Source organism: Cupriavidus sp. WGlv3, assembly GCF_023952475.1.
Classification (GTDB): domain Bacteria; phylum Pseudomonadota; class Gammaproteobacteria; order Burkholderiales; family Burkholderiaceae; genus Cupriavidus; species Cupriavidus phytorum.
In genome coordinates this window covers 51,832-78,077 of sequence record NZ_JALHRX010000020.1, presented here as the reverse complement: position 1 = coordinate 78,077, position 26,246 = coordinate 51,832, and the positions used below count along the sequence as shown (strand labels likewise).

Sequence of the window (26,246 nt, the reverse complement as noted above, 5' to 3'; positions counted from 1 at the left end):
CAGGAGGTCAGCCCATCAGCGCGCGCCGCATGAAGCGCGAGATCGCCAGCTTGGGCTGCCCCTGTCGGGCAATGTTGTGGGCGGGATCGGTGAACAGCAGCCGGATCAGCGCGTGGCGCGCGGCCATGCTGGTATGCAGCGAGATCCCCAGCAGCTGGCCGTCGCGGCGTACCACGCGGCACGGGATCCAGCCGGTCTGCGCCAGCCACAGCGCGCCTTCCATGCCGGGGCGGAACGCCGGCGCCAGCGGCGTGATCACGGCTACGCCGTTGCAGGACAGGTCCCTGGTGGCGACGCGGTACTCGCGCCCGTCGACGCGCAGCAGCGCGGCGGCATGGTGTGGAAAGCGCTCTTCCTTGCGCGGCCGCGGCAACTCCACGCACACCAGCAGCGAGGCCAGGTACAGCATCAGCGCGACGCCGGTCCAGATGGTGTTGAAGGCCAGCCCTTGCGCGTCGGGGTCCACCATCAGCGCACGGCCGAGCCCCAGCGCGGAGAACCCCAGCAAGCCGGCGTAGAGCGCGGCGAACTTGCCGTGGATCACCAGTTTGGAGCGGTCCAGCCCCTTGTTGGTGACCTTGAACGGCCGTCCGAACGGCTTGAACATCGCGCTGACCAGCGACGCGGTCACCGCCAGCGCCGCGACGATCTGCGTCACCTCGGTAAAGATCGGGAGCGCGCGCTGCCCGGTGATCCAGATGCTGTACGCCCAGTACGCCACCAGCGCAGGCAGGCCGTAAGCGAGGAACTGCAGCGGCTCGCCGTACAGCGTGGAGACGCCGAAGTACCAGTACAGCAGCGGCCCCGCCAGCAGCATCAGCGTGAACGGGCGCGACAGCCAGTGCAGCAACCCGTGCACATAGTGCAGGCGCTGCATGCCGGTGTAGCCGCGCCCGCGCAGCGGCCCGTCGGCGGTCAGCGCCACCTGGATCGTGCCCAGCCCCCAGCGGCTGCGCTGGCTGATGTACTCGGGCAAGCCCTCGGCGGACAGGCCCACGCTCAGGCGCTCGTTGAGCCAGCGCGTGATATAGCCGTGCGGCAGCAGCCGGTAGGTCAGGTGGATGTCCTCGGTCACCGTGCCGGTGGGGAAGCCGCCGATCAGATCGATCAGGTCGCGCCGCACCACGAACGAGGTGCCGATGCAGAACGCCGCGCCCCACGCGTCCTTGGCCGGCTGCATCACGTCGAAGAAGGCGCGCTGCTCGTCGACCCAGCATTCGGTGGCGCGCAGGTTGTACTGGATCGGATCGGCGTTGTAGTAGAACTGGGGCGTCTGCACCACGCCCACGCGCGGGTCGCCGAACAGGCCCACGGTGCGCAGCAGGATGTTGCGATGGGGCGCGAAGTCGGCGTCGAGCACCAGGATGTAGGGCGCACCGCCGGCGGCGGCGCTGTGGCGCAGGCCGTTGTTGAGGTTGCCCGCCTTGGCGTGGGCGTTATCGGGACGCGTCACGTAGTTGGCGCCGACGCGCTCGCAGAACTCGCGCAGCCAGTCGCGGCGGGTGTCGTCGAGCACCCAGACGCGGAAGTCCGGATAGTCGATCGCCAGCGCCGAGACGATGGTCTTCTCCAGGATCTCCAGGCCTTCGTTGTAGGTGGCGATGAAGATGTCCACCGGCGGCACCTGCTGCGCGCGGCGCAGCGCGGCTTCGCCCGCGTCGGCATCGGGCGTGTGGTTGCTGGTGCGGGCCAGCACCACGATCGACAGCAGCGTATAGGCCAGCGTGATGCATTCGAAGGTGAAGAACACATGGGCCCATACGCTGGCGAAGGTCATCTGCCAGTCGGGCAGGGTTTCGCGGATGCGCCAGGTCAGGTACACGCCCAGCAGCAGCGCGGTGACGCCGCCGAACAGGATGCGGTCCGCCGGCCGCTCGTGCCGGCACAGCAGCGACAGCAGCACCATGGCCAGCAGCACGCCGCCGTTGATGACCAGCAGCGTCTGGTTTTCCAGGAAGAGGGCGAACATCGTCAGTCCTTGTCGGGGGTGGCACTGGCGGTGCCGGCGGCAGCAATCGCCGGCGGCGGGCAGGATGGCTCCAGGCAGCCGCCCGGGCGGAACGGGTTCCAGCGCGCGGCGGCCAGCACCGCCCACGCGGTGGCGCCCAGGTGCGGCAGGTGGAAGTAGTGGAAGTCCTCCGTGGTGGAGGTGGGGCCGATCGACAGCCCGGTGCTGACGCGCGCCTGCGGCGTGGCATAGAGCATCCCGGACGGCGCGCGCTGCGCACGCAGCAGCGGCCACAGCGGCGCAGCCTGCTGCGCCTGTCCGGCGGCCTGCAGCACCAGCGCGGCCTGTCCGGTGCCTTCGGTCCAGATCCCGTCGGGGCTGCCCTTGAAGCCGTAGCCGGCGCCGGCGCGGTGCCTGGCCTCGACCCAGGCCAGGTTGCGGCGCCAGTCCTGCGGCGGGTCGGGGAAGGCGATCAGCGGCCACAGCACCGCGTCCAGCGCCGACGGGCCGGCATTGGGCGCGCGCCCGTCGTCGTGCGTGCCGATGATGAAGCGGCCCTCGCGCGGCTGCCACATGGCGCTGACAAAGCCGCGCGAGCGCGCCGCGCCGTCGCGCCAGCGCGGATCGTTGCGCAGGCTGGCCAGCCAGCTGAAGGCCGCATAGGTGTCGACGTTATGCTCGGTCGATTTCCAGCCCTGGCGGATCTGCTTGGGCTCATGGCCGAAGAAGCCGCCGATATAGCCGGCCGGCGCGGCCGGATCAGGCACGGTGGCATGCACCCAGCCCATCAGCGCCGCGGCGCCGTCGAGATAGCGCGCATCGCGGGTGGCGTCATGCACCGCCAGCAGCAGCAGCGCGGCCCAGGCCACGTTGCCGGTGGCGGTGCCGGCCTGGTAGGCGTCTTCGAACCAGCGCTTGCTGGGCTCGTCCCACCAGCCGGGCAACGGCGCCGGTCCTGCCGGCAGCGGCCCCGCGCGATAGGCGTTGCGCAAGCGCGCGTCGCGGAAGTGGCGGTCCTGGCGGGTGGCCTGCAGCACCGCATCGGCAATGCGGCGCGCTTCCGCGGGCCGCTTGCACGCCACCAGCGCAATGCCGGCCAGCGCGTTGTCGTAGACGAAGGCGGCATTGCGCAGCGCCGGCGCCAGCGGCTCGCCGCCGGGCGCGGGCTCGTAGCTGGGCAGGAACAGCGCGCCGTTGCCGCCGGCGCGGCTGACCTGATCGGCCAGTGCCTTGCAGCCTTCGGCCAGCATGGCCTGCTGCGCGGGATCCGCGGCACGCGCCGCGATCGGCGCCAGCGCCAGCACGGCGTGAAGCAGCGCGCCGGCGACCAGGCGAGGCAGGCGTGCGGTCGAAATCGGCAATCGCATCCGGCTCTCCTTGGCGCGGGCGCTTACAGCGAGGCCCGCAACTGGCCCAGCCAGCTCTGGTTCAGCGTGACGCGGGCCCAGCGGCCCATGCCGCAGTGCCCGGACTGCGCCGGCGCCGCCGCCTTGGCCGTGCCCGCGGTAGCGGGCGCTGCCGCGCTGCCGGACGCCGCGCCGGCCTTTGCCGGCAGGTTGCCCAGCGGGCGGTCGAGCCTGGCGATGACATAGATCTCGTTCTTCTCGATCGGCGGGAACGGCACGAAGTAGCGCGCCTGGTCGCCATCCGGCGCGCGCGGCAGCACCTCGGCCACCGAGGCCGGCAGCGCCGTGGGCACGCCGTCGACCTGCACGTTCAGGCGCGCACCGGGCAGCAGGTTGTCGCTGAGGCTGCGCGGGAATACCGCCACCACGCTGGTCTGCGCGCAGTTGCTGGCGCGCGCGAGCGTGGCGCCGGCGGCGACGCGCGTGCCTGGCTGCGCGATCAGGTCTTCGATGGTGCCAGGTTCGGGCGAGCGGATCTCCAGGTTGGAGAGACGATCAATGCGTTCCTGCTCGGTGGCGATCATTGTGTCGACGGACTTGCCATAGGCTTCCAGCTGCTCGAGCTCTGCCGTCAGCTGGGCCGCTTCCGCGCCCAGCACCTGGCGGCGCTGCGCGAGCGTGGCGCTGGGACCGTCGGTGGACGACGCATAGATCTTGTTGCGCGACGCCTGGCTTTCGCCGATGGCGTTGTCGAGCTCGGCCTTGGCCGCGGCCTTGGCGTTGGACAGCATCGACAGCTGGTAGCGCGAGGCGTTGGTATAGGCCTCGCTGACCGCGCCGGCCCACTGCATGCCCTGGTTGCGGTTGACCACTTCCTGCTGCTGGTCTTCCTGGGCCTTGGCCGATGCCAGGCGCGCTTCCAGCGCGCGCACGCGCGCGGCGTGCTCGCGTTGCGCGGCGCCGTTGTAGCGCTGCAGGTCCTGATCGGTAGCGGCCATCAGCCGGCGGTTGCTTTCCAGCCGCGCCTTGGCCGAGTCATAGCGCTGCTGGTTGTCGAGTTTCTTGCCGGTCAGGTCGACCAGCAGCGAACGGTCGATGTTGGGGTTCTGCACCACCATCAGCGCCTGGTTGGCCGTGAACGGCTGGCCCGCGGCCACCATCTGCTTCATCACCACGCCTTCCACCGGCGATGTCACCAGGCTGACCGGGTTGTTCACCACCGCGCGTTCCGACGAGCGCGTAAACACATTTGGAAACATGATCGTCAGCACGGCCCAGATGATGAACAGCACCACGCCGTAGCCCGCCATGCGCGGCACGATATGCCACAGCGGCACGGCGACCGGCTGCGGGCGCTGCACCAGCCCGTCGCCAGAGGGTTGGCGCAGCGGGGCCGGGGTCAGTGAGTGGGGGCGCGGCGGCGGGTTGTTGCGCTGGTCGGCCATGGTGTTGTTCTCCGGCAAGCAAAGTCAAAAAGCATCCCCGCCGGCATCCGGCGCATGGATGCCGGGCGAGCGTATCCGTCAGGCAAGCGTGTGGCGTCGCGCAAGGGCTGTCGCGCGTGGCCCGGCTTGCAAGTCCCCAATTCAGCTTGTTGTCTGCAGCACGCGCGATGTGGCTGGGCCGTATCGGCGCACCTTGCAATCGGACCGACATACCGCATGCAGCGGCGTGCAGCCCGTAGAGTTGCCCGGCTTCATCCAGGCAGAGTTGAACAATGGCCAGTGGATTGGCCAAGACATGGCGGCCCGCTGAAGCAAAGATTCACGCACTCAGGCCGCCGCGGGTGAGTTAAGGCTAGTCAGTTGCCCCTTCGCTTGCTGTAAGAATGTGTAAGAGGAGGCTGTAGCACTGCTTAATACGGCATTGCGGAGGGCTCGCGCAGATGCGCTAATCGTCGCTGCCTAGCGGCGGCGCGATATGCTCCAGCGGACGGCGTTCGGCATCGATGCCGAAGCGCAAGGCCAGCAGCCCGGCCACGATCACCAGCGCCGCGCCGAAGCCGTAGCCCGCCGCCACCGCTTCGCGGCTGCCGCTCTCGATCAATGCGCCCAGCAGCAGCGGCGCGATAAAGCCGCCGGTGCCGGTGCCCACGGCGTAGAACACCGAGATCGCCAGCGCGCGCATTTCGAGCGGAAACACCTCGCTCGCGGTCAGGTAGGCGGAGCTGGCCGCGGCCGAGGCGAGGAAGAACACCGCGGACCAGCACAGCGCCTGTGTGCGCGCGTCGAGCCAGCCCTGCACGAATGCCCAGCCGGTCAGCGCGAGGCCGATGCCGGACAGCACGTAGGTGGCGGCGATCATGCGCCGGCGCCCGACGTGGTCGAACAGCGGGCCCAGCAGCAGCGGGCCCAGCGCGTTGCCGAGCGCGAACGGAAAGATATACAGCGCCACCCGTGCTTCCGGCACGCCGTAGAAGCGCGACAGCACCAGCGCATAGGTGAAGAAGATGGCGTTGTAGAAGAAGGCTTGCGCCACCATCAGCGCCAGCGTGATCAGGCTGCGCTGGCGAAAGCGCCGCAGCAGCAGGCGCATGACCTCGCCCACGCCCGGGGCGGCGCGGCGGCGCATCGCCACCGCCGCGCAATCGGGAGATACCGGCGGCAGCGGCCCACGGCTGGCGCGCACTTCGGCCTCGATCGCGGCGATGATGCGCTCGGCCTCGTCCAGCCGGCCGTGCGTGGCAAGCCAGCGCGGACTCTCCGGCACATGCCGGCGCACCAGCACGATCGCCACCGCCAGCACCGCGCCGAGCGCGAAGCAGGCGCGCCAGCCCCACACCGGGCCGAATACGCGCGCATCGAGCAGTACCAGGCTGAGCCCCGCGCCCAGCGCGGCGCCCAGCCAGAAACTGCCGTTGATGGCCAGGTTCACGCGTCCCCTTACGCGCGCCGGGATCAGTTCGTCGATGGCCGAATTGATGGCGGCATATTCGCCGCCGATGCCCAGGCCCGTGCAGAAGCGGCAGGCGGCGAAGAAGGCGAAGTCGGGCGCGAACGCGGTCGCCAGCGTGGCCACCATGTAGACCGCCAGCGTGGCCAGGAACAGTCGCTTGCGGCCGAGCCGGTCGGCCATGCGGCCGAACACCAGTGCGCCCAGCACGGCGCCGGCGATGTAGAGCGAGCCCGACCAGCCCACCTCGGTCGCGCTCAATCCCAGCGTATCGGGCCGCTCCAGCACCGCGCCGACCGAGCCGACCAGCGTGACCTCCAGGCCATCGAGCACCCACGCGATGCCCAGCGCGATCGTTACGCGCCAGTGCCAGCGCGACCACGGCAGACGGTCGAGCCGCCCGGGAATGTCGGTGCGGAAGGCGGTATCGGGCGGCGGGCTGGCGACGGCGGTATCGGTTGGCATCGCCAACCAGTATAGGAAACGAGGGCCGCGCCGCTCAGCGGTACAGCACGGTCGGCAGCCAGAGGCCGATTTCAGGGAAGACGTAGAGCAGCACCAGCGCTATCACCTGGATGCCCATGAATGGCAGCATGCCGAGGAAGATCTGGTTCAGCGTGACATGGGGCGGCGCCACGCCCTTCAGGTAGAACGCCGCCATTGCCACCGGCGGCGACAGGAACGCGGTCTGCAGGTTCAGCGCCACCAGCAGCCCGAAGAACAGCGGATCGATGCCGAAGTTGTCCAGCAACGGGATAAAGATAGGCATGAAGATAATGATGATCTCGGTCCATTCCAGCGGCCACCCCAGCAGGAAGATGATCAGTTGCGCCAGGATCATGAACTGCACCGGCGACAGGTTCATCGACAGCACCCACTGCTCGACCAGCGCCTGCCCGCCCAGCAGCGCGAACGCGGCCGAGAAGATCGACGAGCCCACGAACAGCCAGCACACCATGGCGCTGGTCTTGGCGGTCAGCAGCACCGATTCCTTGAGCACGCCGAAGTTCAGCTGGCGGTAGGCGGCGGCCAGCAGCGCGCCGCCGAGCGAGCCGACCGCGGCGGCCTCGGTGGGCGTGGCCAGCCCGAACACGATCGAGCCCAGCACCGCCAGGATCAGCAGCGCCAGCGGGAAGAACGACGTCAGCAGCATCTTGAAGATTTCCACCCGCGCAAAGCTGAAGCGCCAGTAGAAATACACCAGCAGCAGGCCCACCACCGCCAGCGTGATCCAGAACCAGCGCGGTGCCGCGACGGCCGCGGCGGCAGGCGTCGATGGCGGCCGTGCCTCGGCCTCGGTGGCGGCGGGCGTGGCGGACGTGGCCGGTGCGGCAGGCGTGGCCGGTGCCGCGGCGGCCGGCGCCGCCGGTTCTTCCGATGGCGGCGCCGCCAGGTCGTCCACCGCCGCGCTGCTTTCCTCCGCGCCGCCCAGCGACAATGGCGCCTCGACCGCGATGCTCGCGGCCGGCGCCGTGACCGCGCTGTAGATCGTCCCCATCACCAGCGCCGTCGCCAGCGCCGGCAGCAGCACGATGCCGAGCTGGCGCGCGAACACGGCACTCGGCACCTCGGCATTGCGCGGGCCCTTGAGTGCGCGCATCAGGCCCGCGCCCAGCGCCGGCAGGGCATGGGTGGCGCCGCGCGCCTGCAGCGTGCGCGCCACCGGCGGCAGCGGCACCACGCGTTCGGCTTCCGGCAGCGGCGGCGCCAGCGCGGGCTTGAGCTTGGCCAGCAGCACGATGTAGAGCACGTAGAGCCCGGTCAGCATCAGGCCGGGGAAGAAGGCGCCGGCATAGAGCTGCACCACGGACACACCCGCGGTGGCGCCGTAGACGATCAGCAGCACGGACGGCGGGATCAGGATGCCCAGGCAGCCGCCGGCGGTCACCGCGCCGGCCGACAGCGAGGTGCTGTAGCCAGCGCGCAGCATGGCGGGGAAGGCCAGCAGGCCCATCAGCGTGACCACCGCGCCGACGATGCCGGTGGCGGTGGCGAAGATCGCGCAGGTCACCAGCGTGGCCACCGCGAGCGAGCCCGGGATCCATGCCAGCGCCAGGTGCAGGCTGCGGAACAGTTTCTCGATCAGGTTCGAGCGCTCGACCAGGTAGCCCATGAACACGAACAGCGGGACCGAGATCAGCACATCGTTGGTCATCACCGCATAGGCCCGCTGCACCATCAGGTCCAGGGTCTGCTGTACCGCGATTTCAGGGTTGGCGTGGCGGTAGGCCAGCCAGGCAAACAGCACGCCCATGCCCATCAGCGTGAACGCGGTGGGAAAACCCAGCATGATAGCCACCACGATCAGCGCCAGCATCAGCAGGCCCAGGTGCCCGCTGGTCCAGTCCCCCGGTGCGGGCATAAACCACGCCACGCCACCGATGATCAGCACCATCAGCGACACGCCGAACCACAGTTCTTTCCTCATCGGCCGGCTCCCGGCGGTTGGTCGCGCGGGGGCGGGGATTCGGCCAGCTCGGCCGTGGGCGTGCCCTGCACCATCTCCTTGAGCTTGTCGACGTCGACTTCTTCGACATCGCCTTCGCGCAGCGGCCAGTAGCCGCTGCGCAGGCACATGACGCAGCGGATGGTCTCGGCCACGCCCTGCAGCAGCAGCAGCGCGCCGGCCACCGGGATGACTGCCTTGAACGGATAGATCGGCGGACCGTCGGCGGCGATGGAAGAGTGTTCGTTCTGCGCCAGCGAGACCTCGAAGAAGTCGATGCCTGCCCAGGCCAGCGCGATCACGCCGGGAAAGAAGAACGCCAGGTACAGCACCAGGTCGATGCCGGCCTGCATCCGCGGCGACAGGAAGCCGTAGAGGATATCGCCGCGCACGTGGCCGCGCTTGGCCAGCGTGTAGGCGCCCGCCAGCATGAACAGCGTGCCGTACAACATGTTGCTGGCGTCGAACACCCAGGCGTGCGGCGCGCCCAGCGCATAGCGCGAGAACACCTCGTAGCTGATCATCAGCGTGAGCCCGATGATCAGCCACGAGGCGGCCTGGCCGACGAAGGTGCTGAGCCAGTCGATACCCAGCAGCAGGCGTTGCACGGCGCGCGTCCCGGGGGCTCAGCCGCGCTTGGAGAAGTAATGGCTGGTGGCCAGCCGGTAGTCGACGTTGGTATCGTTCTGCCAGCGCGTGGAGCGCTGTGCGAAGGCCTTCATCGAATCATTGACCTTCTTGAACATGGGGTTCTCTTTTTCCTTGCGCGCCACGATCTCGTCCCAGATCTTCAGCTGCGCCTGCAGCACCGAGTTGGGGGTGGCGTAGAACTTCACGCCCTGCTGCTGCAGCGCCTGGTAGTCCTTGGAATAGCGGTCGATCGCCTTCATCGACATGTCGGCCGAGGCCGCGTCCACCGCGTTGGCGATCAGCGCCTTGAGCTTGGCCGGCAGCGCGTCGTAGCGCTTCTTGTTGAACAGGATCTCGAACTGCTCCGAGCACTGGTGGAAGCTGCGCAGCATGCAGATCTTGGACACGTCCTGGAACCCCAGCGCGCGGTCCGAGCTGGCGTTGTTGAACTCCGCCGCGTCGAGCAGGCCGCGGTCCAGCGCCGGCACGATCTCGGCGCCCGGCAGCGCGTTCACCGCGGCGCCCAGGCCGGTGAAGATATCGATCGACAGGCCGACGGTGCGGAACTTCAGCCCCTTGAAGTCTTCCGGCTTGGTGATGGGCTTCTTGAACCAGCCCAGCGGCTGGGTCGGCATCGGCCCGTACAGGAACGACACCACGTCCAGGTTCAGGCTGCGGTAGATCTCCTGCTGCAGTTCCTTGCCGCCGCCGTACTTGTGCCAGGCCAGCAGCATGTTCGGGTCCATGCCCCAGGCCGGGCCCGAGCCCCACAGCGCCAGCGCCGAGTTCTTGCCGTACCAGTACGCGATCACGCCATGGCCGCCGTCGAGCGTGCCCTTGCTGACCGCGTCGATCAGGTCGAAGGCCTTGACCACCGCGCCCGCGGGCAGCAGTTCGATCTTGAGGTCGCCGCCCGACATGTCGTTCACCTTGGTGACGAAGTCGCCGGCGAACTCGTGGAAAATGTCCTTGGTCGGCCAGGTGCTCTGCCAGCGCATCGTGACCGGCCCCTGCGCCTTGACGATGGCCGGGAAGCCCATCGCGGCCGCCCCCGCGGCAGCGCCGGCGGCGCCGCCCAGGAAGCCGCGCCGGGATACGCTGCTGCCCTGGCCGCTGCTCCGTCCCTCTGATTTCCTCGCCCTGGATGCCATGACCGTCTCCCTCTGATGAGTGTGGGACTACCCGCGAGCATGCCGGCCGTGGGGACCGAGGCTACTCGCCACTGACGCGAACACCGGAAAAGTCGGGAAAAACTGGAGCATGCGGGGCCAGCGGACGCGCGGCAGGCCTGCCGACGGGCAGGGATGCCGGGCAGGTGGCCCGTGATTCCCTTCATGGTAGGAAAGGCACAGGCAACCACAATCTAGGGATTACCCGCGCGGTGTGCGCCGGCGCACTTCGTGGCCGCGCACGAGCGGCGTGCCGCCGGCTCAGGCGCGCGCGATGCCGACCGTGAAGCTGGCTTCAAGCATCCCCGGCGCGCCGGAGGCCTCGCGCACTGCCATCAGGTTGGGGCGCGGCCCCGCAATCGGGTCCTGCACGGTGGCGCGCGCCGGCACGCCGTGCGCACGGTAGGCCGGATGGCTGCCCAGGACTTCGCGGTTGAGCGCGTCGCTGAAATACAGCTGGCTGGTCAGCGCTTCCGCACGCCCGAGCAGCACCTTGAAGTGGATATGGATGGCGCGCGGCGCGTACCAGCCGGGATAGATCGAGGTGAAGGTGGCGACGCCGTCGCTGTCCGCCGGCTGGACCCCGCGCAGGAAACGCGCCTGCCGGTCGGCCTGGCCTTCGCCGCTGTAATGGCCCTGCGCATCGCAGTGCCAGATGCTGACCAGGGCACCCGGCACCGGCGCGCAGCCGCGTCCGGCGTCAACCACCCGGATGCGCAGCCGCACGGGCTGGCCGGGACGGCCGTCGCGGATATCGGCGCGCACCAGGGCATCGTCCAGGTAGAACGGGCCTTCGGTGGCGGCCGGCGTCAGCAGGCAGGCCGCGGGCGTTGCCGCCGCCGCCGTGCCGGGCGCGATGCCGGCCGCGGCCATCAGGCCCAGGTCGCGCAGGAAGCGGCGGCGCGCCGCGTCGGGATCTGCCGGGACCCCGGCATCAGGCGCCGGGTCCGTGGTCATGGTGGCCTCCGTGCTGTTGCGAGTGGGCCGGACGGCGCTTGCCGCGCGTTGGCCAGGGCCGCCGCCTCAGCGTCCCATGGCCTTGAGCATGGAATAGCCGTGGCTGGTGATGCGCGGCGCCTGGCGGCGGCCGTGCAGGACTTCGAGGTGAACGAATCGCTTGTCGACCAGGGCCTTGAGGTCGATGGGATCGATCTGGCGGGAATCGGTGGAATCGAGGGAATCGGGGCCATCGCTCAGCAATAGCAGCGTGGCAAGTTCATGCGGGCTCAGCACGTTCGTCTCCTTGGCTAGAGGGGGGCGTTTGCTGGGAGTCTGCGCGGCGACATCGCGCCGGCGGGGAGGCGTAATACGATCGTCGGGACGACGGGGTCACATGCGCTGCACATGTTGCGCTGCAATGCAGCAGCGCTGCCGGTGTCTCGCAATCCATTGGTTTGACGGGAGGCTCCGCGCGCGGTTCCTCGCTGCCGCCGGCCGTTACATGTGACCCACTGTCGCAGCGCCGTCATTCCCATACTAGCCGGCCCACGTGACAAGGCGATGGCCATGCCTGCATCGTGGGCAAAGGGAGCGGCAGCCGTCCGCTCCCGGTCATGCCCTATATCGCCCTTACCGGGCCTGACGCGCGCGCCAGGCTTCATACAGGTCGACGCCGTGGTCGCGGGCCGGCACGTAGGCCAGCTTCATCTCGCGCTGCTCGAGCGGACGGGCCAGCTCGACGTAGCCGCGCTCGGCCGACAGGTCGTAAGGGGCGCCGTCCTCGTTGGAATACGCGTAGTAGACCGCCTCGACCCCGGCCAGGTACATCGCGGTCAGGCACATCGGGCAGGGATAGCCGCTGGCGTACACGGTGCAGCCGCTCAGGTCGGGCTTGCCCAGCGCGCGGCTGGCGGCGCGCACCGCCTGCATCTCGGCATGCGCGCTGGGGTCGCAAGTGGCATCGACTTCGTTGACCGCGCGGGCCAGCACCGTGCCGTCCCTGACCACCACGGCGCCGAAGGGCCAGGTATTGCGCTCGCGCACGTTCTCCATGGCGAGGCGGATGGAATCCAGCAGATAGGCTTCGGTTGTCGACACGCGTTGTCTCCGGTCAGGCCTGGCCCGCGCAGGCGGACATGATGCGGGCCTCGCGACTATAGGACAGCGTGCGCGGACACGGTGGCGCGGGTTGTTATAGAGCGTATTCGGGCGCCGGCTGCTATTGCCGTTGGCACTGGCGCGCAGTCGAATCCTTAACTTCGCGTGGCGCGGGCGGCGTGCCAGAATGCGGCCGATGTATCCCTGAAGGATTCCACATGCTGGTGGCGCGCCTGTTCATTTCCCTGTCCCTGTCCCTGTCCCTGTTCATCGCCATGCTGACATCCGTTCCCGCCGCCGCGAGCGCAACGCCCGAGCAACAACTGCGCGAGGCCGCGGCGCGCGGCGACGCCGCGCAGGTCAGCGCGCTGCTGGCCCAGGGCGCCAGCATCGACGCGCGCGACGGGCAGGGACGCACCGCGCTGCTGCTGGCCACGCACCACAACCGCGTGCAGGCGGCGCAGGTGCTGATCGATGCCGGCGCCAACGTGAACGCGCAGGACGCGATCCACGACAGTCCCTACCTGTATGCCGGCGCGCGCGGCCACAACGAGATCCTGCGGCTGACACTGGCGCACGGCGCCGACCTGCGCAGCACCAACCGCTACGGCGGCACCGCGCTGATCCCTGCTGCCGAGCGCGGCCATGTCGAGACCGTGCGCATGCTGATCGCGGCCGGCGTGGCGGTGGACCACGTGAACCGGCTCAAGTGGACCGCCTTGCTCGAGGCCATCATCCTCGGCAACGGCGGCGCCGCCCATACCGAGATCGTGCGCCTGCTGGTCCAGGCCGGGGCCAATGTGAACCTGGCCGACGGCGACGGCGTCACGCCGCTGCAGCATGCGCGCCAGCGCGGCTATACGCAGATCGAGCGCATTCTTCGCGACGCCGGCGCGCGTTGACGCCGCGGCGTTCAGGGACCTTTGTGCCATGGGTTGCGACCGATTTGGGAGGATCGCCGTGACCTTGCCTCATATATACTGTCAGTGTGCATACAAAATGGTGAAGGCGATGGCTTCGAGAGCAAAGCGCAGTGCAACGAGTGGAAGCGGCAGCCCGGCAACTGCGGCGCCGGAAGCGGATCCGGCCAAGGAGCTCCTCTGGGCACGTCCCGGGTTTCTGGTGCGGCGGCTTCACCAGATCCACGTGGCGATGTTCTTCGAGGAATGCAAGTCGCCCAATGTCACGCCGGTCCAGTACGCCATCCTGACCGTGTTGTCGGTCCTGCCCGGACTGGACCAGACCTCGCTGGGGCAGGAAGTGGGCCTTGACCGCACCACGACCATGGATGTGGTGCGCCGGCTCGAAGAGCGCGGCCTGGTCGAGCGGCACGAAAACCCTGCGGACAGGCGCACGCGCCACGTCCACCTGACGCGCGAAGGCAAGAGCGTGGTCACGTCGCTGCGTGCCGACATGGCGCGCGCGCAGGAACGCATGCTGGCGCCGCTGAAGCCGGCGCAGCGCGAGGTCTTCATGGACTTGCTGGCGACGCTGGTGGAAGCCAATAACCAGTACAGTCGCACGGTATTGCGAAGCATGTAGGCGAAAAAAGGGGCGGGCGCAAAGGCCCGCCTTGTTGCATGACGATGTGGCTCAGACCGGATAGACCAGGTCGTTCGCGATGATGGTGGTGTCATACACCACCTGCCGCTCGCGCAGCAGCAGCCTGCCGCCCTGGCGGCGGAAGCGGTCGTGATAGGTGCCGGCGAGATGGATCGTGGTGGGCCCCTCCACCAGCGTCTGCAACAGCATGAAATTGGCCTGCGCCACGATGTCGCCGTCGGCGGTTTCATCGCTGACCCGGGTATTGGTCACCAGGTGCAGGTTGTAGCGCGGCGCGAACATCTGCGTACTGGCGATCGCCGCGGCGCGGTCGCGCATCATGCCGATGCCTTCGGCATACACCAGCCCGACCGGCAGGTTGCGTTCGGCGTTCTCGCGCGCGGTGATGCGGTAGAGCGCATCGTCGGTGAAGAAGCCCGGCCAGTGCTCGACCATGCCGGCGTCCAGTGCCGCGCAATAGTCCGCGTGGAAGGCATCGATCTCCAGCCGCAGTTCGATCGCGCGCGCGGTGCCGAGGGTGCTCTCGCGATAGAGGGAGTAGTTCATCGGTTTCATAGGCTTTTGGATTCCCGTCAGGCCGCGTTCAGAACCCCATCACGCCGCGGTAGTACTGGTACATCGCGCGGATCGCGGATTCGGAGATCAGCGAGCTAGACGTGCCGATCTGCTGCGCGTCCAGCTTGAGCACGTTGAGGTCGCTGCTGGAGCGGCGCACGCCTTCCTGCACGAACTTCATCGCCTCGTTGTCTTCCAGCCCGAGGAAGCCGGCGGGGCCCATCAGGTTGCCCTGGCGCAGGCGGTGCTGCGTCATTTCCTCGGTGTCGTCCTCGTAGCCGAACATGGTCCACAGCATCAGCATGCTGTCGGGGCCGTTGGGCACGATCTGGCGCACGCCCAGCGTGTTCATCTCGCGCTGCACGATCAGGTTCGGCCAGATCGTCTGCATCGTCACCGACCACGGCGAGTCGAACTCGCGCACGTACTCCAGGAAGCGCTCGTCCTCCAGGCGCATGCCTTCGTGGTACGAGCGCATCTCTTTTTTGTTCTCGTCGCTGACGGCCGCGTACTTGTCTTCCTTCTTGGCCGATGCCATGGTGCCGTGGCGGCCATGCACGGGGTCGGCGATCATGGCCGACTCATTGCCAGCCACCAACAGGCCGAACACCACCAGGAAGGAGTGCAGCAGCGTGGCGTGGTACGGGTCCTTCAGGTTCTCGTGGTACATCTTCCAGTTGCACGGCAGCTCGTTCTTGTAATAGCCAAGCACCTTGAGCGGCTTGCCGTTGAAGACCACGTCGAAGTCCTTCAGGATCTCCGGCGTCATGTAGTCTTCCAGGCTTTCCATGTCGGGCGCGTAGGAGGCAAAGATCACGCCGTTGCGCGTCGCTACGTGCAGCTTCACCAGCCCGTGGTCTTCGTTGCGGAAATCCTTAGGCATGCCGCCGGCGCGATTCACGCCGCGCTTGAACGGCACGCCCTGGAGGTTGCCCTTCAGGTCATAGGACCACTGGTGGTAAGGGCAGACGAATTCCTTGGTGTTGCCCTGGCTGTGGCGGCAGAACTCGGCGCCGCGGTGCGCGCAGCGGTTCTCGAACACGTTGATCGAGCCGTCCTCGGCGCGCGACACGACCACCGGCGTCGCGCCGACATACGAGCGCTTGAAGTCGCCCGCGTTCGGGATTTCGGCTTCCAGCGCGACATAGTTCCACGAGCGCCCGCGGAAGATCTTCTGCAGTTCCAGGTCATGGACGGCCTGGCTGGTGTAGACCCAGTCCGGGATGTAGTGCAGCCCGTCCTCGGGCCAGCGGCATTCATCCAGTGCCGGGTTCTTCTTGCCGAGCGTGTGCTGGATCACCGCTTGTGTCTGGTACATGTGTGGGGTCCTCTCAGAGTGTGATGGAGCTGTCTGCTTCCGCCTGCCGTTCGCGCACGACCTGCCGCAGCGGCAATGTGTCGTCGCACAGGCGTGCCAGGTGCGCCGAGACGTCGTGTCCGACCAGTGCGCGCAGCTGGCGCAGGTCGCCGCCGGCATTCACGGCAATGGCATGGCGCAGGCGGCCGTGTCGGGTGCCGAGCAGCATGAACTTCGGGGCGGCGGCATCGTGGGCCGCGATACCGCGCCAGGCATAGCGGAGATCCGGATGCGCGGCGCCGAGCATCTGCACGTTGCATCCGAACTGGTCGGTCCAGAACCACGGTAGCGCCGCGGGCTCCGCCGCCACGCCCAGCATCGCCGCCGCCGCGATGCGCGCCTGTTCATTGGCGCTTTGCCAGGACTCGAGCCGCATCTCGGCGCCGAACAGCGGCTGGTACTGGCTGCAGCAGTCGCCAGCGGCATAGATCGACGGCGCGCTGGTGCGGCACTTTTCGTCGACCTGGATGCCGCCATTCTGCGAATGCAGCGCCAGGCCAGCGCCGGCGGCGAGCGCCACTTCCGGTGTCAGGCCAATCGCGACCACCACCAGCGCAGCGGGCAGCGCGGAGCCGTCGTCGAACCGCATTTGCACGCCATCGCCCTGGACCTCGCAGTGAGCGATGCCGCAACCAAGACGCAGGGTCACGCCTTGCGCCCGCACCCGATCCGCCAGCCATGCGCCAAGCTCCGGCGGCAGCGCGCGACCCAGCAGGCGGTCCGCGCTCTCGACCAGCGTGACCTTCAGGCCCATGCCTGCAGCGGTCGAAGCGGTCTCCAGGCCAAGGAAGCCGCCGCCGATCACCACAAGTTCGCCTGCGCGCTGCATGGCGTCGCGCAGGCGCGCCGCGTCGTCCAGCGAGCGCAGGTAATGCACATGGGGCGTGCCGGGCGGCAGCGCGGGCAGCGCGCGGGCATTGCCGCCGGTGGCGAGCAGGCAGGCGCCATAGCCGATGGCGCTGCCGTCGGCCAGGTGCGCGACTTGCCGCGCGGCATCGAGCGCGGTGACGCAGGTGCCGAGCCGCAGCTCGATGCCCTGGTCGGCATAGAAGCTGGCGGGGTGCACGCCGATCTTGCCGTCCTGTGCGGCGTCGGCGAGCACGGACTTGGACAGCGGCGGGCGCTCGTATGGCGCGTGCCGTTCGCCGCCTGCCATGACGATGCGGCCGCCATGGCCAAGGCCGCGCAGCGCGGCGGCGGCCATGGCCCCGGCCTGGCCGGCGCCGACGATCAGGATGGGCGTGTGCTGTGTCATGACCGGCTCCCTTACAACTCGACCCACACCCGGCTGTCTTCGATCTTGACCGGGTAGGTGCGGATATCGCCGGTGGCGGGCGCGCACATCGCCTTGCCGGTGCGGATGTCGAAGCGGGCCTGGTGCAGCGGGCATTCGATGCAGCCGTCTTCCAGGTAGCCGTCCGACAGCAGCGCGTACTGGTGCGTGCAGACGTTGTCGGTGACAAAGTACGCGTCATCGCTGCGATAGACGGCAAGCTGGCGATCGCCCAGCGTCAGCGGCATCACCTCGTCGTTCTGCAGCGTGTCGGCCGCATCGATGTGAATCCATGCCATGTTCATCTCCGTGAATCTAATTTGTCAGTATGCTGAGTATATGAGTATCAGTGTACTGATGTTTTGGGGGCGAAATATCCTCGTTAACCCTGGCTGGTGCGTGCCGTCCCTGGCGTGGCCGCGGCATTGTGCTGCAGCGTCGGACGTGCCTGCGACCGCGCCAGGATCTCGCCCATGATGCCGCGGCGGAACGTCAGCACGCAGACCACGAAGATCAGCCCTGTCACCATGCTCACCGACTCGCCCAACGTATCGAACCAGCCGATCCCGGTCATCGCCGCCAGCGCGTTGCCCGCATCGCCCAGCTTGTTCTCCAGCGCGACGATGACCAGCGCGCCGACCAGCGGGCCGGACAGGGTGCCCATGCCGCCGACCAGGGTCATCAGGATCACGGAGCCCGACATCATCCAGTGGACATCGGTCAGCGTGGCGAAGCCCAGCACCAGCGTCTTGAGCGCCCCCGCCAGCCCCGCCAGCGCCGACGACAGCACGAACGCCAGCAGCTTGAAGCGGTCCGCGTCATAGCCCAGCGAGACCGCGCGCGGCTCGTTCTCCTTGATCGCCCGCAGGATCTGCCCGAAGGGCGAGTCGACGATGCGCATGATCCCGAGGAAGGCAGCCACGGTGATCGCCAGCACGACGTAGTACATGGTGTGGTCGGACGCCAGCGGCAGCACGCCGAACAGCTCGCCGCGCGGCACCGCCTGCATGCCGTCTTCGCCGCCGGTGACCGGTGCCTGCAGGCAGAAGAAGTAGAACATCTGCGCCAGCGCCAGCGTGATCATGGCGAAGTAGATGCCCTGGCGGCGGATCGCCAGCGCGCCGAACACCAGCCCCAGCAGGGCGCCGAAGGCGGTGCCGCCCAGCAGCGCCAGTTCCGGCGTGAGCTGCAGCGACTTCATCGCGTAGCCGCAGGCGTAGGCCGCGCCGCCGAAGAAGGCGGCATGGCCGAACGACACCAGCCCGGTATAGCCCAGCAGCAGGTTGAAGGCACAGGCGAACAGCGCGAAGCACAGCAGCTTCATCACCAGCACCGGGTAGGCGCCCAGCCAGGGCGCGAGCAGCAGGGCCGCCAGCAGCAGTCCATACGCGAGCAGCGGCCGCGTTGCGTTAGTGGTGCTTGCCATCATTTCTCCTTTCCAAACAGGCCGGCCGGCCGCACCAGCAGCACGCAGACCATGGCGACGAAGACAACGGTCGCCGAAGCTTCGGGGTAGTAGACCTTGGTCATGCCTTCGAACACACCCAGCCCCAGGCCGGTAAAGATCGAGCCAAGGATCGAGCCCATGCCGCCGATCACCACCACCGCGAACACCGTGATGATCAGGTTCTGCCCCATCAGTGGCGACACCTGCATCACCGGGGCGGCGAGCACGCCGGCGAGCGCCGCCAGGCCAACGCCGAAGGCATAGGTCAGCGTCACCAGCAGCGGCACGTTGACGCCGAAGGCCTCGACCATGCGCGGATTCTCGGTGCCGGCGCGCAGGTAGGCGCCGAGCCGCGTCTTCTCGATCATGAACCAGGTGGCGAAGCACACCGTCAGCGAAGCCAGTACCACCCAGGCACGGTAGTTGGGCAGCACCATGAAGCCCAGCTGGCTGACACCGGTCAGCGCTTCCGGGGTGGGGTAGGGCAGGCCGGAGACGCCGTAGACCGAGCGCAGCAAGCCTTCGATCAGCAGGCAGATGCCGAGCGTCAGCAGCAGGCCATACAGATGGTCGAAGCGGTACAGGTGGCGCAGCATGGTGCGCTCCAGCACCACGCCCAGCGCGCCGGCCGCGAGCGGCGCCAGCAGCAGCATCAGCCAGTAGTTGATGCCGAGGTAGTTCAGTCCCATCCAGGCCAGCACCGCGCCTAGCATGAACAGCGCGCCATGCGCGAAGTTGATGACGTTGAGCAGGCCGAAGATCACTGCCAGCCCCAGGCTCAGGATCGCGTAGAACGATCCGTTGACCAGCCCCAGCAGCAGCTGGCTCAGCAGCGCGGGCAGGGGCACTCCAAACAATTCCATGACAAGGTCTCCTTACACGCCCAGCAGGGCATTGAGCGTGGGCATCTTCCGTTCCAGTTCGCCGGCACCGAAGGCCTCGACGATGCGGCCGTGCTCCATCACGAAGAAGCGGTCCGCCAACGGTGCCGCGAAGCGGAAGTTCTGCTCCACCATGACGATGGTGTAGCCGCGCCGGCGCAGCGTGGCGATCATCTTCGCCAGCTTCTGCACGATCACCGGCGCCAGCCCTTCCGAGATCTCGTCGAGCAGCAGTACGCTGGCGCCGGTGCGCAGGATGCGCGCCACCGCCAGCATCTGCTGCTCGCCGCCCGACATGCGCGTGCCCGGGCTCTTGCGCCGCTCATGCAGGTTGGGGAACATCTCGTAGATCTCTGCCACGGACATGGGCTCGCGCAGCCCCGTCGCGCCCGGCGCTGCCTCGAAAGCTGGCGGCAGCATCAGGTTCTCTTCGCACGACAGGCTGGCAAAAATCGCGCGCTCCTCGGGGCAGTAACCAAGCCCCAGCGGCGCAATGCGGTGCGTCTTCATGCCGATGGTTTCCTGGCCGAATACGCGCACCGACCCCTTGCGCGTGCCGGCCAGGCCCATGATGGCGCGCAGCGTGGTGGTGCGTCCCGCGCCGTTGCGGCCCAGCAGCGTCACCACTTCGCCCGGCTGGACCGCCAGCTCGACGCCGTGCAGGATGTGCGATTCGCCGTACCAGGCATGCAGGCCGCTCAATTCCAGGGCCGGGGTGGCGGTTGCGGTCATGCGGCCTCCTGCTGGTCTTCCGTGGTTCCCATATAGGCTTCCTTTACCTGCGGGTCGCGCGAGATCTCGTCATACGTGCCCTCGGCCAGCACGGCGCCGCGCTGCAGCACCGTGATGCGATCGACGATCGACGACACCACGCTCATGTTGTGCTCCACCATCAGCACGGTCCGTCCCGCCGACACGCGCTTGATCAGCGCGGTCACTGTCTCGACGTCCTCGTGGCCCATGCCCTGCGTGGGCTCGTCCAGCAGCATCAGCTCGGGATCGGTGGCGAGCGTGGTGGCCAGCTCCAGCGCGCGCTTGCGGCCATAGGCCAGTTCGGCCGTGCCCAGGTGCGCGAAGCCGGCCAGGCCCACGTCGTCCAGCAGTTCCATGGCGCGCGCATCCAGCTGCGACAGCGAGCGCCTGCCGCGCCAGAAATGCCACGACGTGCCCAGCTTGCGCTGCAGCGCGATGCGCACGTTCTCGAGCACGGTCAGTTGCGGAAACACCGCGGAAATCTGGAACGAACGGATCACGCCCATGCGGGCGATCTGCGCCGGCCGCAGCGCGGTGATGTCGGCACCATTGAAATGGATGGAGCCCGACGAGGGAGCGTGGAACTTGGTCAGCAGGTTGAAGCAGGTGGTCTTGCCGGCGCCATTGGGCCCGATCAGCGCATGGATCGAGCCCCGCCGCACCGACAGGCTGACATCGCTGACGGCGGTGAAGCCCTTGAACGCCTTGGTCAGCCCCTGCGTGCGCAGGATCACGTCTTGCTCAGGCATGGGCGCGCTCACTTCTTGACCAGCGCGCATTCGCTGGCGGAGAGGGGGCGGAAGGCTTCGTCGCCGGGGATCGTGCCGATGTACTTGACCAGGTCCCAAGGGCCTTTCGATTCCGCCGGCGTCTTGGCCTGGGCCAGGTACATGTCGTGCACCATGCGGCCGTCGATCCGGACCTTGCCATTGCGCACGAAGGCATCGTTGACCGGCAGCGCGCGCATCTTGTCCGCCACCGCGGGGCCCTCGACGGTCCTGGCGGCCTCCACGGCCTTCAGGTAGTGCAGCACGCCGGAATAGACGCCGATCTGCCCGTGCGTGGGATACGCCTTGTGGCGCTTGTAGTAGCGCTCGACGAAGTCCTTCGACTTCGCGTCGAGGTCGAGCCTGAACGGATCGACATAGGTCAGGCCCTGCGCGGCGGGCAGGCCCAGGCTCTTGAGATCGGTGATGAAGGTGGACGGGGTGATGACCGTCTGCCCCGCCTTGATCAGGCCGAACTCGCCGGCGGCCTTGACGCCGTTGATCATGTCATTGCCGGCATTGGCCAGCACCACCACCTTGGCCTTGGAGGCCGAGGCCGCGACCACCGGGCTGCTGAAATCGCTGGCATTGAGCGGATGGCGGGTGCTGCCCACGTTCTTGCCGCCGCCGGCATCCACGGCCTTGCGGAAGTCGGCTTCCAGCGACTGGCCGAAGGCGTAATCCACCGTGATGTAGTACCAGCTGTTGCGGCCCTGGTCGATCAGGCGGCGCACCAGCGGATACGACACCGAGTAAGTGTCCCAGGTCCAGTGGAATCCCGTGGGCGAGCAGTTCTGGTTGGTCAGCGCCATGGCGCCGCCGGTGGAGACGATATCGATCTTCTGCTTCTGGCGCGCGACTTCCTGCACCGCCAGCGCGGTCGACGAGTTGGGGAAGTCGATCACCATGTCGACACCGTCCGTATCGAACCAGCGGCGCGCCAGCGACGAGGCGATATCGGCCTTGTTCTGGTGATCGGCGGACAGCACTGTGACGGGCTTGCCCAGCGCGTTGCCGCCGAACTCCTCGACGGCCATCTGGGCGGCAACGACCGAGCCCTTGCCGGACAGGTCGGCATAGGAACCGGACATATCGGTGATGACGCCGATCTTCACGCCGCTGGCGTCGGCCAGGGCGGGCGCGGCCTGCGCCAGGCCGAGCAGGGCGGACGACGCGGCAAGGGTGCGGAGAATGCGAGAGGTGGACATGGGGGCTCCAGTTTGTCTGCGCGAAGGGATGGAAGTTGGCGATGGCTGCATTCGCCCGACGCGGGCGCCATCGCCGCGCTCGCGTCGGAAATAATTCAGTATGCTGGAGATTTATGGGTAAAAAGGGCGGACCTCTCCGCCGTGTCAATGCACTGTCAGCAGCGCTCAGGTGGACAGGTCACGCCCGCGCGTCTCCGGCACGAACACCATGCCGATGACGAAGGCGAGTCCGGCGATGACCACCGGATACCAGAGGCCAAAGTACACGTCGCCGCTGGACACGTTCATCGCCGTGACCACGAACGACAGCATGCCGCCGACCCAGCCCGCACCAAGGTGGAAGGGCAGCGACAGCGAGGTGTAGCGCACCCTGGCCGGGAACAGCTCGACCATGAAGGCGGCCATCGGGCCATAGACCATGGCCAGGAACAGGATCGGCACCAGCAGCAGCATGAATACCATCGGCGTATTCATCCTGGCGGGATCGGCGCGCTCGGGCCATCCGGCCTCGATCAGCGCGCCCTTGATGGCGGCGCGGTCGAAGCCCTGCAGAGTACGCTCGCCGATACGTACCTCGGCCTGTGCCGGATCGCTGGCCGGCACGAAGGTGTAGCCCACGCCCAGGTCGGTCAGGTAGCCGCGGATCTTGTCGCAGGCCGACACCGGTTCGCCGAACAGGCGCGCCCGGCAGTCGCCGGCGCTCACCTGCACCGCGCCTTGACGTTGGAACTGCTCCAGCGCCGGATTAGCGTAGTGGGTCAGCCCCTTGAACACCGGCTGGATGCATAGCGCCGCCAGCAGGCACGCCGCCATCATGATGTACTTGCGGCCGATGCGGTCCGACAGCCAGCCGAAGAACAGGTAGCACGGCGTGGCCACCACCAGTGCGATGGCGATCAGCTTGTGCACGGTTTCGATCGGCACGTGCAGCGTCTTGTTGAGGAAGAACATGCTGTAGAAGTGGCCGGTGCCGAAAATCGCGCCCAGCCCGGCGGCCACCACGAACAGCAGCAGCACCGACTTCAGGTTCTGCCACTGGGTGAAGCTCTCGCGGATGGGGGATTTCGAGGTGGCATTGCCGGCCTTCATGCGCGCGAACACCGGTGATTCATGCAGCTTGCCGCGGATATAGACCGAAATCACCAGCATCACCAGCGACACGATGAACGGGATGCGCCAGCCCCACGCGCGGAATTCCGCTTCGGTCAGGAAGGTCTTGAGCAGGTAGACCACGAACAACGAGGCCAGCAGCCCCAGCGTGGCGGTGGTCTGCAACGAACTGGTGTAGAGGCCGCGCTTGCTTGCCGGCGAGTGCTCGGCGACATACGTGACCGCGCCGCCCACTTCGCCGCCGAGCGCCAGGCCTTGCAGCAGGCGCAGCAGCACCAGCAGCACCGTGGCGGTGATGCCGATCTGCTCGTATGTCGGCAGCACGCCGACGCCCACGGTGGCCACTCCCATCAGCAGGATGGTGACCAGGAAGGTGTACTTGCGGCCGATCCGGTCGCCCAGGCGACCGAACAGCAGCGCGCCCACCGGGCGGATCAGGAAGCCTGCGCCGAAGGTGGCCAGGCTGGCCAGGAAGGCGGCCGTTTCATTGCCCGGCGGAAAGAACAGTGCGCCGAAGTACACTGCCAGCGCCGCGTAGATGTAAAAGTCATACCACTCCATCAGGGCGCCGAAGGATGAGGCAAGGATGACCTTGCGTTCTTCGGCGGTCATGCCGGAGGCGGGGGCGTGGTTTTCGACGCGCGTTTTGGCGCGAGTCAGGCTGATCGTCATGGCGGGGGCTCCTCTTGGTCAGGCCGTTGTCTCTGTTGTTTGTTTGCTTCCCGGTGGTGCCGGCGCCGGTGACGCGGGTCGTCGTGACCCGCTACTGTGCAGCGCTGCATCCTGCCGGTGCATCAGTCAGTATGCTGATTAGAAGCGCAGTATGCTGAGCAAAATGCGGACCAGTGCGGGCGCTTGCTGGTGTCTCCCCAGTCGCCCGAAGGTCCGTTTTTAAACGACCATTTCATATTGTCAGCATACTGAGCATTTCGAGTCAGTGTACTGAGCGACTTTGCGCATCGTTATAGGTGTTAACCCTCCGCGCGGCATCTGGACTTTTGAAAATCCGCTGACTAGAATCCGCAAATAATCAGTGTACTGAGCAATTGGCGCAGCTAGCGCGTTTGCACACGCGCGACAGGCCCGGCACGCCGCAATTTCATCTAGCAGGAGCCCCCACCAGCATGACCTACGTGAAGAAGATCGCTCTGGAAGAGCATTTCATGACCCCCGGCTTCCAGGCTTACTCCAAAGGGTTCACCCAGCATATCGATCCGGCGGTGTTTGCCGAACTCGGTCGCCGCCTTGCCGATTTCGACGAGGAACGCCTGGACGAGATGGACCGCTGCGGCATCGACATCACCGTGCTTTCGCAAACCGGCCCGGGCGTGCAGGGCGAGGCCGACGCCGGCCTCGCGCTGACTCGGGCGCGCGAGAGCAATGACTTCCTGGCAGCGCAGATCGCCCGCCATCCGACGCGCTATGCCGGCTTTGCCGCGCTGCCGATGCAGGATCCCGAACAGGCGGCGGCCGAGCTGGAGCGCGCCGTGCTGCAGCTCGGCTTCAAGGGCTCGCTGGTGAACGGCCATACGCATGGCCGCTACTACGACGACCCGGCGTATGACGCGTTCTGGGAGCGCATGCAGGCGCTGGACGTGCCGATGTACCTGCATCCGACCGATGCCTTCGTGTCGCCGCAAGTCCTCGCCGGCCATCCCGAGCTGGCGGGAGCCGCGTGGGGCTGGGGCGTGGAAACCGCTTCGCACGCGCTGCGTTTGCTGTTCAGCGGCGTGTTTGACCGCTTTCCAAATCTGAAGCTGATCCTCGGCCATATGGGCGAGGGCCTGCCGTATCAGCGCTGGCGCTTCGACAGCCGCTTCGCGGTCTACTCACACGGCGTCAAGCTGCAGCGCGCGCCGTCCGAGTACATCGGCAGCAATATCGTCATCACCACCTCGGGCGTGTGCTCGCACGGCGCGCTGATGGGCGCCATCGCTGAACTGGGACCCGAGGCGGTGATGTTCTCGGTCGACTATCCCTATGAATCCACCGAAGTGGCCGCGCGGTTCATCGAGAGCGCGCCGCTCGACGACACCACGCGCGCACTGGTCTGCCACGGCAACGCGCAACGCCTGCTCAAGCTCTGATCGCACAACCTGGAAACCCCATGCAAAAAGTCTTTCGTATCGGCCAGATCGTCCCCAGCTCGAACACGACGATGGAAACCGAAATCCCTGCCATGCTAATGGCGCGCCAGCAGATCCGCCCGGAACGCTTCACCTTCCATTCCAGCCGCATGCGGATGAAGAAGGTGGTCAAGGAAGAACTGGCGGCAATGGATGCCGAGTCCGACCGCTGCGCGGTGGAGCTGAGCGATGCCCGCGTCGACGTGCTCGGCTATGCCTGCCTGGTCGCGATCATGGCGATGGGCCACGGCTACCACCGGCAATCCGAGCAGCGCCTGAAGGCACATACCACCGCGAACGGCGGCGACGCGCCCGTCATCACCAGTGCCGGCGCGCTGGTGGATGCGCTCAAGGTGATGGGCGCGAAGCGCATTGCAGTGGTCGCGCCCTACATGAAGCCGCTGACCGAACTGGTCGTGGACTATATCCGCAACGAGGGTTATGAAGTCGTGGACTATCGCGCCCTGGAAATCCCCGACAACCTGGAAGTCGGCCGCCACGATCCCGCGCGGCTGCCCGGCATCGTCGCGCAGATGAACACGCGGGACGCCGACGTGATCGTGCTGTCTGCCTGCGTGCAGATGCCGTCGCTGCCGGCCGTGGCGAAGGTCGAGGCGATGACCGGCAAGCCGGTGCTGACCGCCGCCATTGCCACTACCTACGCGATGCTCCGGGCGCTGGACCTTGAGCCGGTCGTGCCGGGCGCGGGTGCGCTGCTGTCCGGCGCCTACTGAGGAG

General features: G+C 67.6%; 24 protein-coding genes. 4 read left to right on the top strand and 20 right to left on the bottom strand.

What is annotated here, in order from left to right:
* Nucleotides 1-7: 7 nt before the first annotated feature.
* The 10 genes from MKD38_RS25380 to MKD38_RS25335 form a co-directional block, all read right to left on the bottom strand.
* Nucleotides 8-1,969: a glycosyltransferase gene (locus MKD38_RS25380; protein ID WP_252681269.1), complete on the bottom strand. Its 1,962-nt coding sequence runs from the start codon at nt 1,967-1,969 to the stop codon at nt 8-10.
* A 2-nt stretch (nt 1,970-1,971) separates the two neighbouring features.
* Nucleotides 1,972-3,315 (bottom strand): hypothetical protein, encoded by a 1,344-nt coding sequence (locus tag MKD38_RS25375; RefSeq protein ID WP_252681266.1) that lies wholly within the window; start codon nt 3,313-3,315, stop codon nt 1,972-1,974.
* 23 nt (nt 3,316-3,338) lie between these two features.
* On the bottom strand, nt 3,339-4,739 hold the full coding sequence (locus MKD38_RS25370) for an HlyD family secretion protein (protein WP_252681263.1): 1,401 nt from the start codon (nt 4,737-4,739) through the stop codon (nt 3,339-3,341).
* Nucleotides 4,740-5,184: 445 nt separating this feature from the next.
* The gene (locus MKD38_RS25365; RefSeq protein WP_252681261.1) at nt 5,185-6,651 is read right to left on the bottom strand and encodes an MFS transporter; all 1,467 of its coding nucleotides are present in this window, start codon (nt 6,649-6,651) and stop codon (nt 5,185-5,187) included.
* Nucleotides 6,652-6,685: 34 nt separating this feature from the next.
* A complete protein-coding gene (locus MKD38_RS25360) occupies nt 6,686-8,614 on the bottom strand; it encodes a TRAP transporter large permease (protein ID WP_252681258.1) in 1,929 nt (642 codons plus the stop codon).
* Nucleotides 8,611-9,240: a TRAP transporter small permease subunit gene (locus tag MKD38_RS25355; protein WP_252681255.1), complete on the bottom strand. Its 630-nt coding sequence runs from the start codon at nt 9,238-9,240 to the stop codon at nt 8,611-8,613. Before MKD38_RS25355 ends, MKD38_RS25360 begins: the two co-directional genes overlap by 4 nt.
* 18 nt (nt 9,241-9,258) lie before the next feature.
* Nucleotides 9,259-10,413, bottom strand: coding sequence for a TRAP transporter substrate-binding protein (locus tag MKD38_RS25350; protein ID WP_116332003.1), 1,155 nt, complete (start codon nt 10,411-10,413; stop codon nt 9,259-9,261).
* A 279-nt stretch (nt 10,414-10,692) separates the two neighbouring features.
* Entirely contained in the window at nt 10,693-11,388 is a 696-nt protein-coding gene (locus MKD38_RS25345) for an intradiol ring-cleavage dioxygenase (protein WP_252681252.1), read from the bottom strand.
* Between the two features lie 66 nt (nt 11,389-11,454).
* Entirely contained in the window at nt 11,455-11,664 is a 210-nt protein-coding gene (locus MKD38_RS25340) for a hypothetical protein (protein ID WP_111521099.1), read from the bottom strand.
* A gap of 336 nt (nt 11,665-12,000) precedes the next feature.
* Nucleotides 12,001-12,468: a nucleoside deaminase gene (locus MKD38_RS25335; RefSeq protein ID WP_252681249.1), complete on the bottom strand. Its 468-nt coding sequence runs from the start codon at nt 12,466-12,468 to the stop codon at nt 12,001-12,003.
* A 218-nt stretch (nt 12,469-12,686) separates the two neighbouring features.
* On the opposite strand from MKD38_RS25335, the gene MKD38_RS25330 reads away from it, so the two are divergent.
* On the top strand, nt 12,687-13,370 hold the full coding sequence (locus MKD38_RS25330; protein ID WP_252681247.1) for an ankyrin repeat domain-containing protein: 684 nt from the start codon (nt 12,687-12,689) through the stop codon (nt 13,368-13,370).
* A gap of 109 nt (nt 13,371-13,479) precedes the next feature.
* Nucleotides 13,480-14,010 carry a MarR family winged helix-turn-helix transcriptional regulator gene (locus MKD38_RS25325; protein WP_252681244.1) on the top strand — a complete coding sequence of 177 codons (531 nt, stop codon included), beginning with the start codon at nt 13,480-13,482 and terminating at the stop codon, nt 14,008-14,010.
* Nucleotides 14,011-14,061: 51 nt separating this feature from the next.
* Here the strand turns inward: MKD38_RS25325 and MKD38_RS25320 are convergent, their stop codons facing one another.
* The 10 genes from MKD38_RS25320 to MKD38_RS25275 form a co-directional block, all read right to left on the bottom strand.
* A complete protein-coding gene (locus tag MKD38_RS25320) occupies nt 14,062-14,577 on the bottom strand; it encodes an aromatic-ring-hydroxylating dioxygenase subunit beta (RefSeq protein WP_252681241.1) in 516 nt (171 codons plus the stop codon).
* A gap of 37 nt (nt 14,578-14,614) precedes the next feature.
* Complete coding sequence (locus MKD38_RS25315) at nt 14,615-15,904, bottom strand: aromatic ring-hydroxylating dioxygenase subunit alpha (protein ID WP_252681238.1); 1,290 nt, start codon at nt 15,902-15,904, stop codon at nt 14,615-14,617.
* A gap of 13 nt (nt 15,905-15,917) precedes the next feature.
* Entirely contained in the window at nt 15,918-17,198 is a 1,281-nt protein-coding gene (locus MKD38_RS25310) for an NAD(P)/FAD-dependent oxidoreductase (protein WP_252681236.1), read from the bottom strand.
* Nucleotides 17,199-17,209: 11 nt separating this feature from the next.
* Complete coding sequence (locus tag MKD38_RS25305; RefSeq protein WP_133095365.1) at nt 17,210-17,515, bottom strand: non-heme iron oxygenase ferredoxin subunit; 306 nt, start codon at nt 17,513-17,515, stop codon at nt 17,210-17,212.
* 83 nt (nt 17,516-17,598) lie between these two features.
* Nucleotides 17,599-18,642 (bottom strand): branched-chain amino acid ABC transporter permease, encoded by a 1,044-nt coding sequence (locus MKD38_RS25300; RefSeq protein WP_252681233.1) that lies wholly within the window; start codon nt 18,640-18,642, stop codon nt 17,599-17,601.
* Nucleotides 18,642-19,526, bottom strand: coding sequence for a branched-chain amino acid ABC transporter permease (locus MKD38_RS25295; protein WP_252681230.1), 885 nt, complete (start codon nt 19,524-19,526; stop codon nt 18,642-18,644). Before MKD38_RS25295 ends, MKD38_RS25300 begins: the two co-directional genes overlap by 1 nt.
* 12 nt (nt 19,527-19,538) lie before the next feature.
* The gene (locus MKD38_RS25290; protein WP_252681226.1) at nt 19,539-20,276 is read right to left on the bottom strand and encodes an ABC transporter ATP-binding protein; all 738 of its coding nucleotides are present in this window, start codon (nt 20,274-20,276) and stop codon (nt 19,539-19,541) included.
* Entirely contained in the window at nt 20,273-21,046 is a 774-nt protein-coding gene (locus tag MKD38_RS25285) for an ABC transporter ATP-binding protein (RefSeq protein WP_252681224.1), read from the bottom strand. Before MKD38_RS25285 ends, MKD38_RS25290 begins: the two co-directional genes overlap by 4 nt.
* An 8-nt stretch (nt 21,047-21,054) precedes the next feature.
* Nucleotides 21,055-22,272, bottom strand: a complete 1,218-nt coding sequence (locus tag MKD38_RS25280) for an ABC transporter substrate-binding protein (RefSeq protein WP_252681221.1) — start codon at nt 22,270-22,272, stop codon at nt 21,055-21,057.
* A gap of 165 nt (nt 22,273-22,437) precedes the next feature.
* Nucleotides 22,438-24,054, bottom strand: a complete 1,617-nt coding sequence (locus tag MKD38_RS25275; protein ID WP_252681218.1) for an MFS transporter — start codon at nt 24,052-24,054, stop codon at nt 22,438-22,440.
* A 452-nt stretch (nt 24,055-24,506) separates the two neighbouring features.
* Here MKD38_RS25275 and MKD38_RS25270 point away from each other — a divergent pair, with 452 nt between their 5' ends.
* Both MKD38_RS25270 and MKD38_RS25265 read left to right on the top strand, forming a co-directional pair.
* Nucleotides 24,507-25,469: an amidohydrolase family protein gene (locus MKD38_RS25270; protein WP_252681215.1), complete on the top strand. Its 963-nt coding sequence runs from the start codon at nt 24,507-24,509 to the stop codon at nt 25,467-25,469.
* Between the two features lie 20 nt (nt 25,470-25,489).
* Nucleotides 25,490-26,242: a maleate cis-trans isomerase family protein gene (locus tag MKD38_RS25265; RefSeq protein WP_111521112.1), complete on the top strand. Its 753-nt coding sequence runs from the start codon at nt 25,490-25,492 to the stop codon at nt 26,240-26,242.
* Nucleotides 26,243-26,246: the final 4 nt, after the last annotated feature.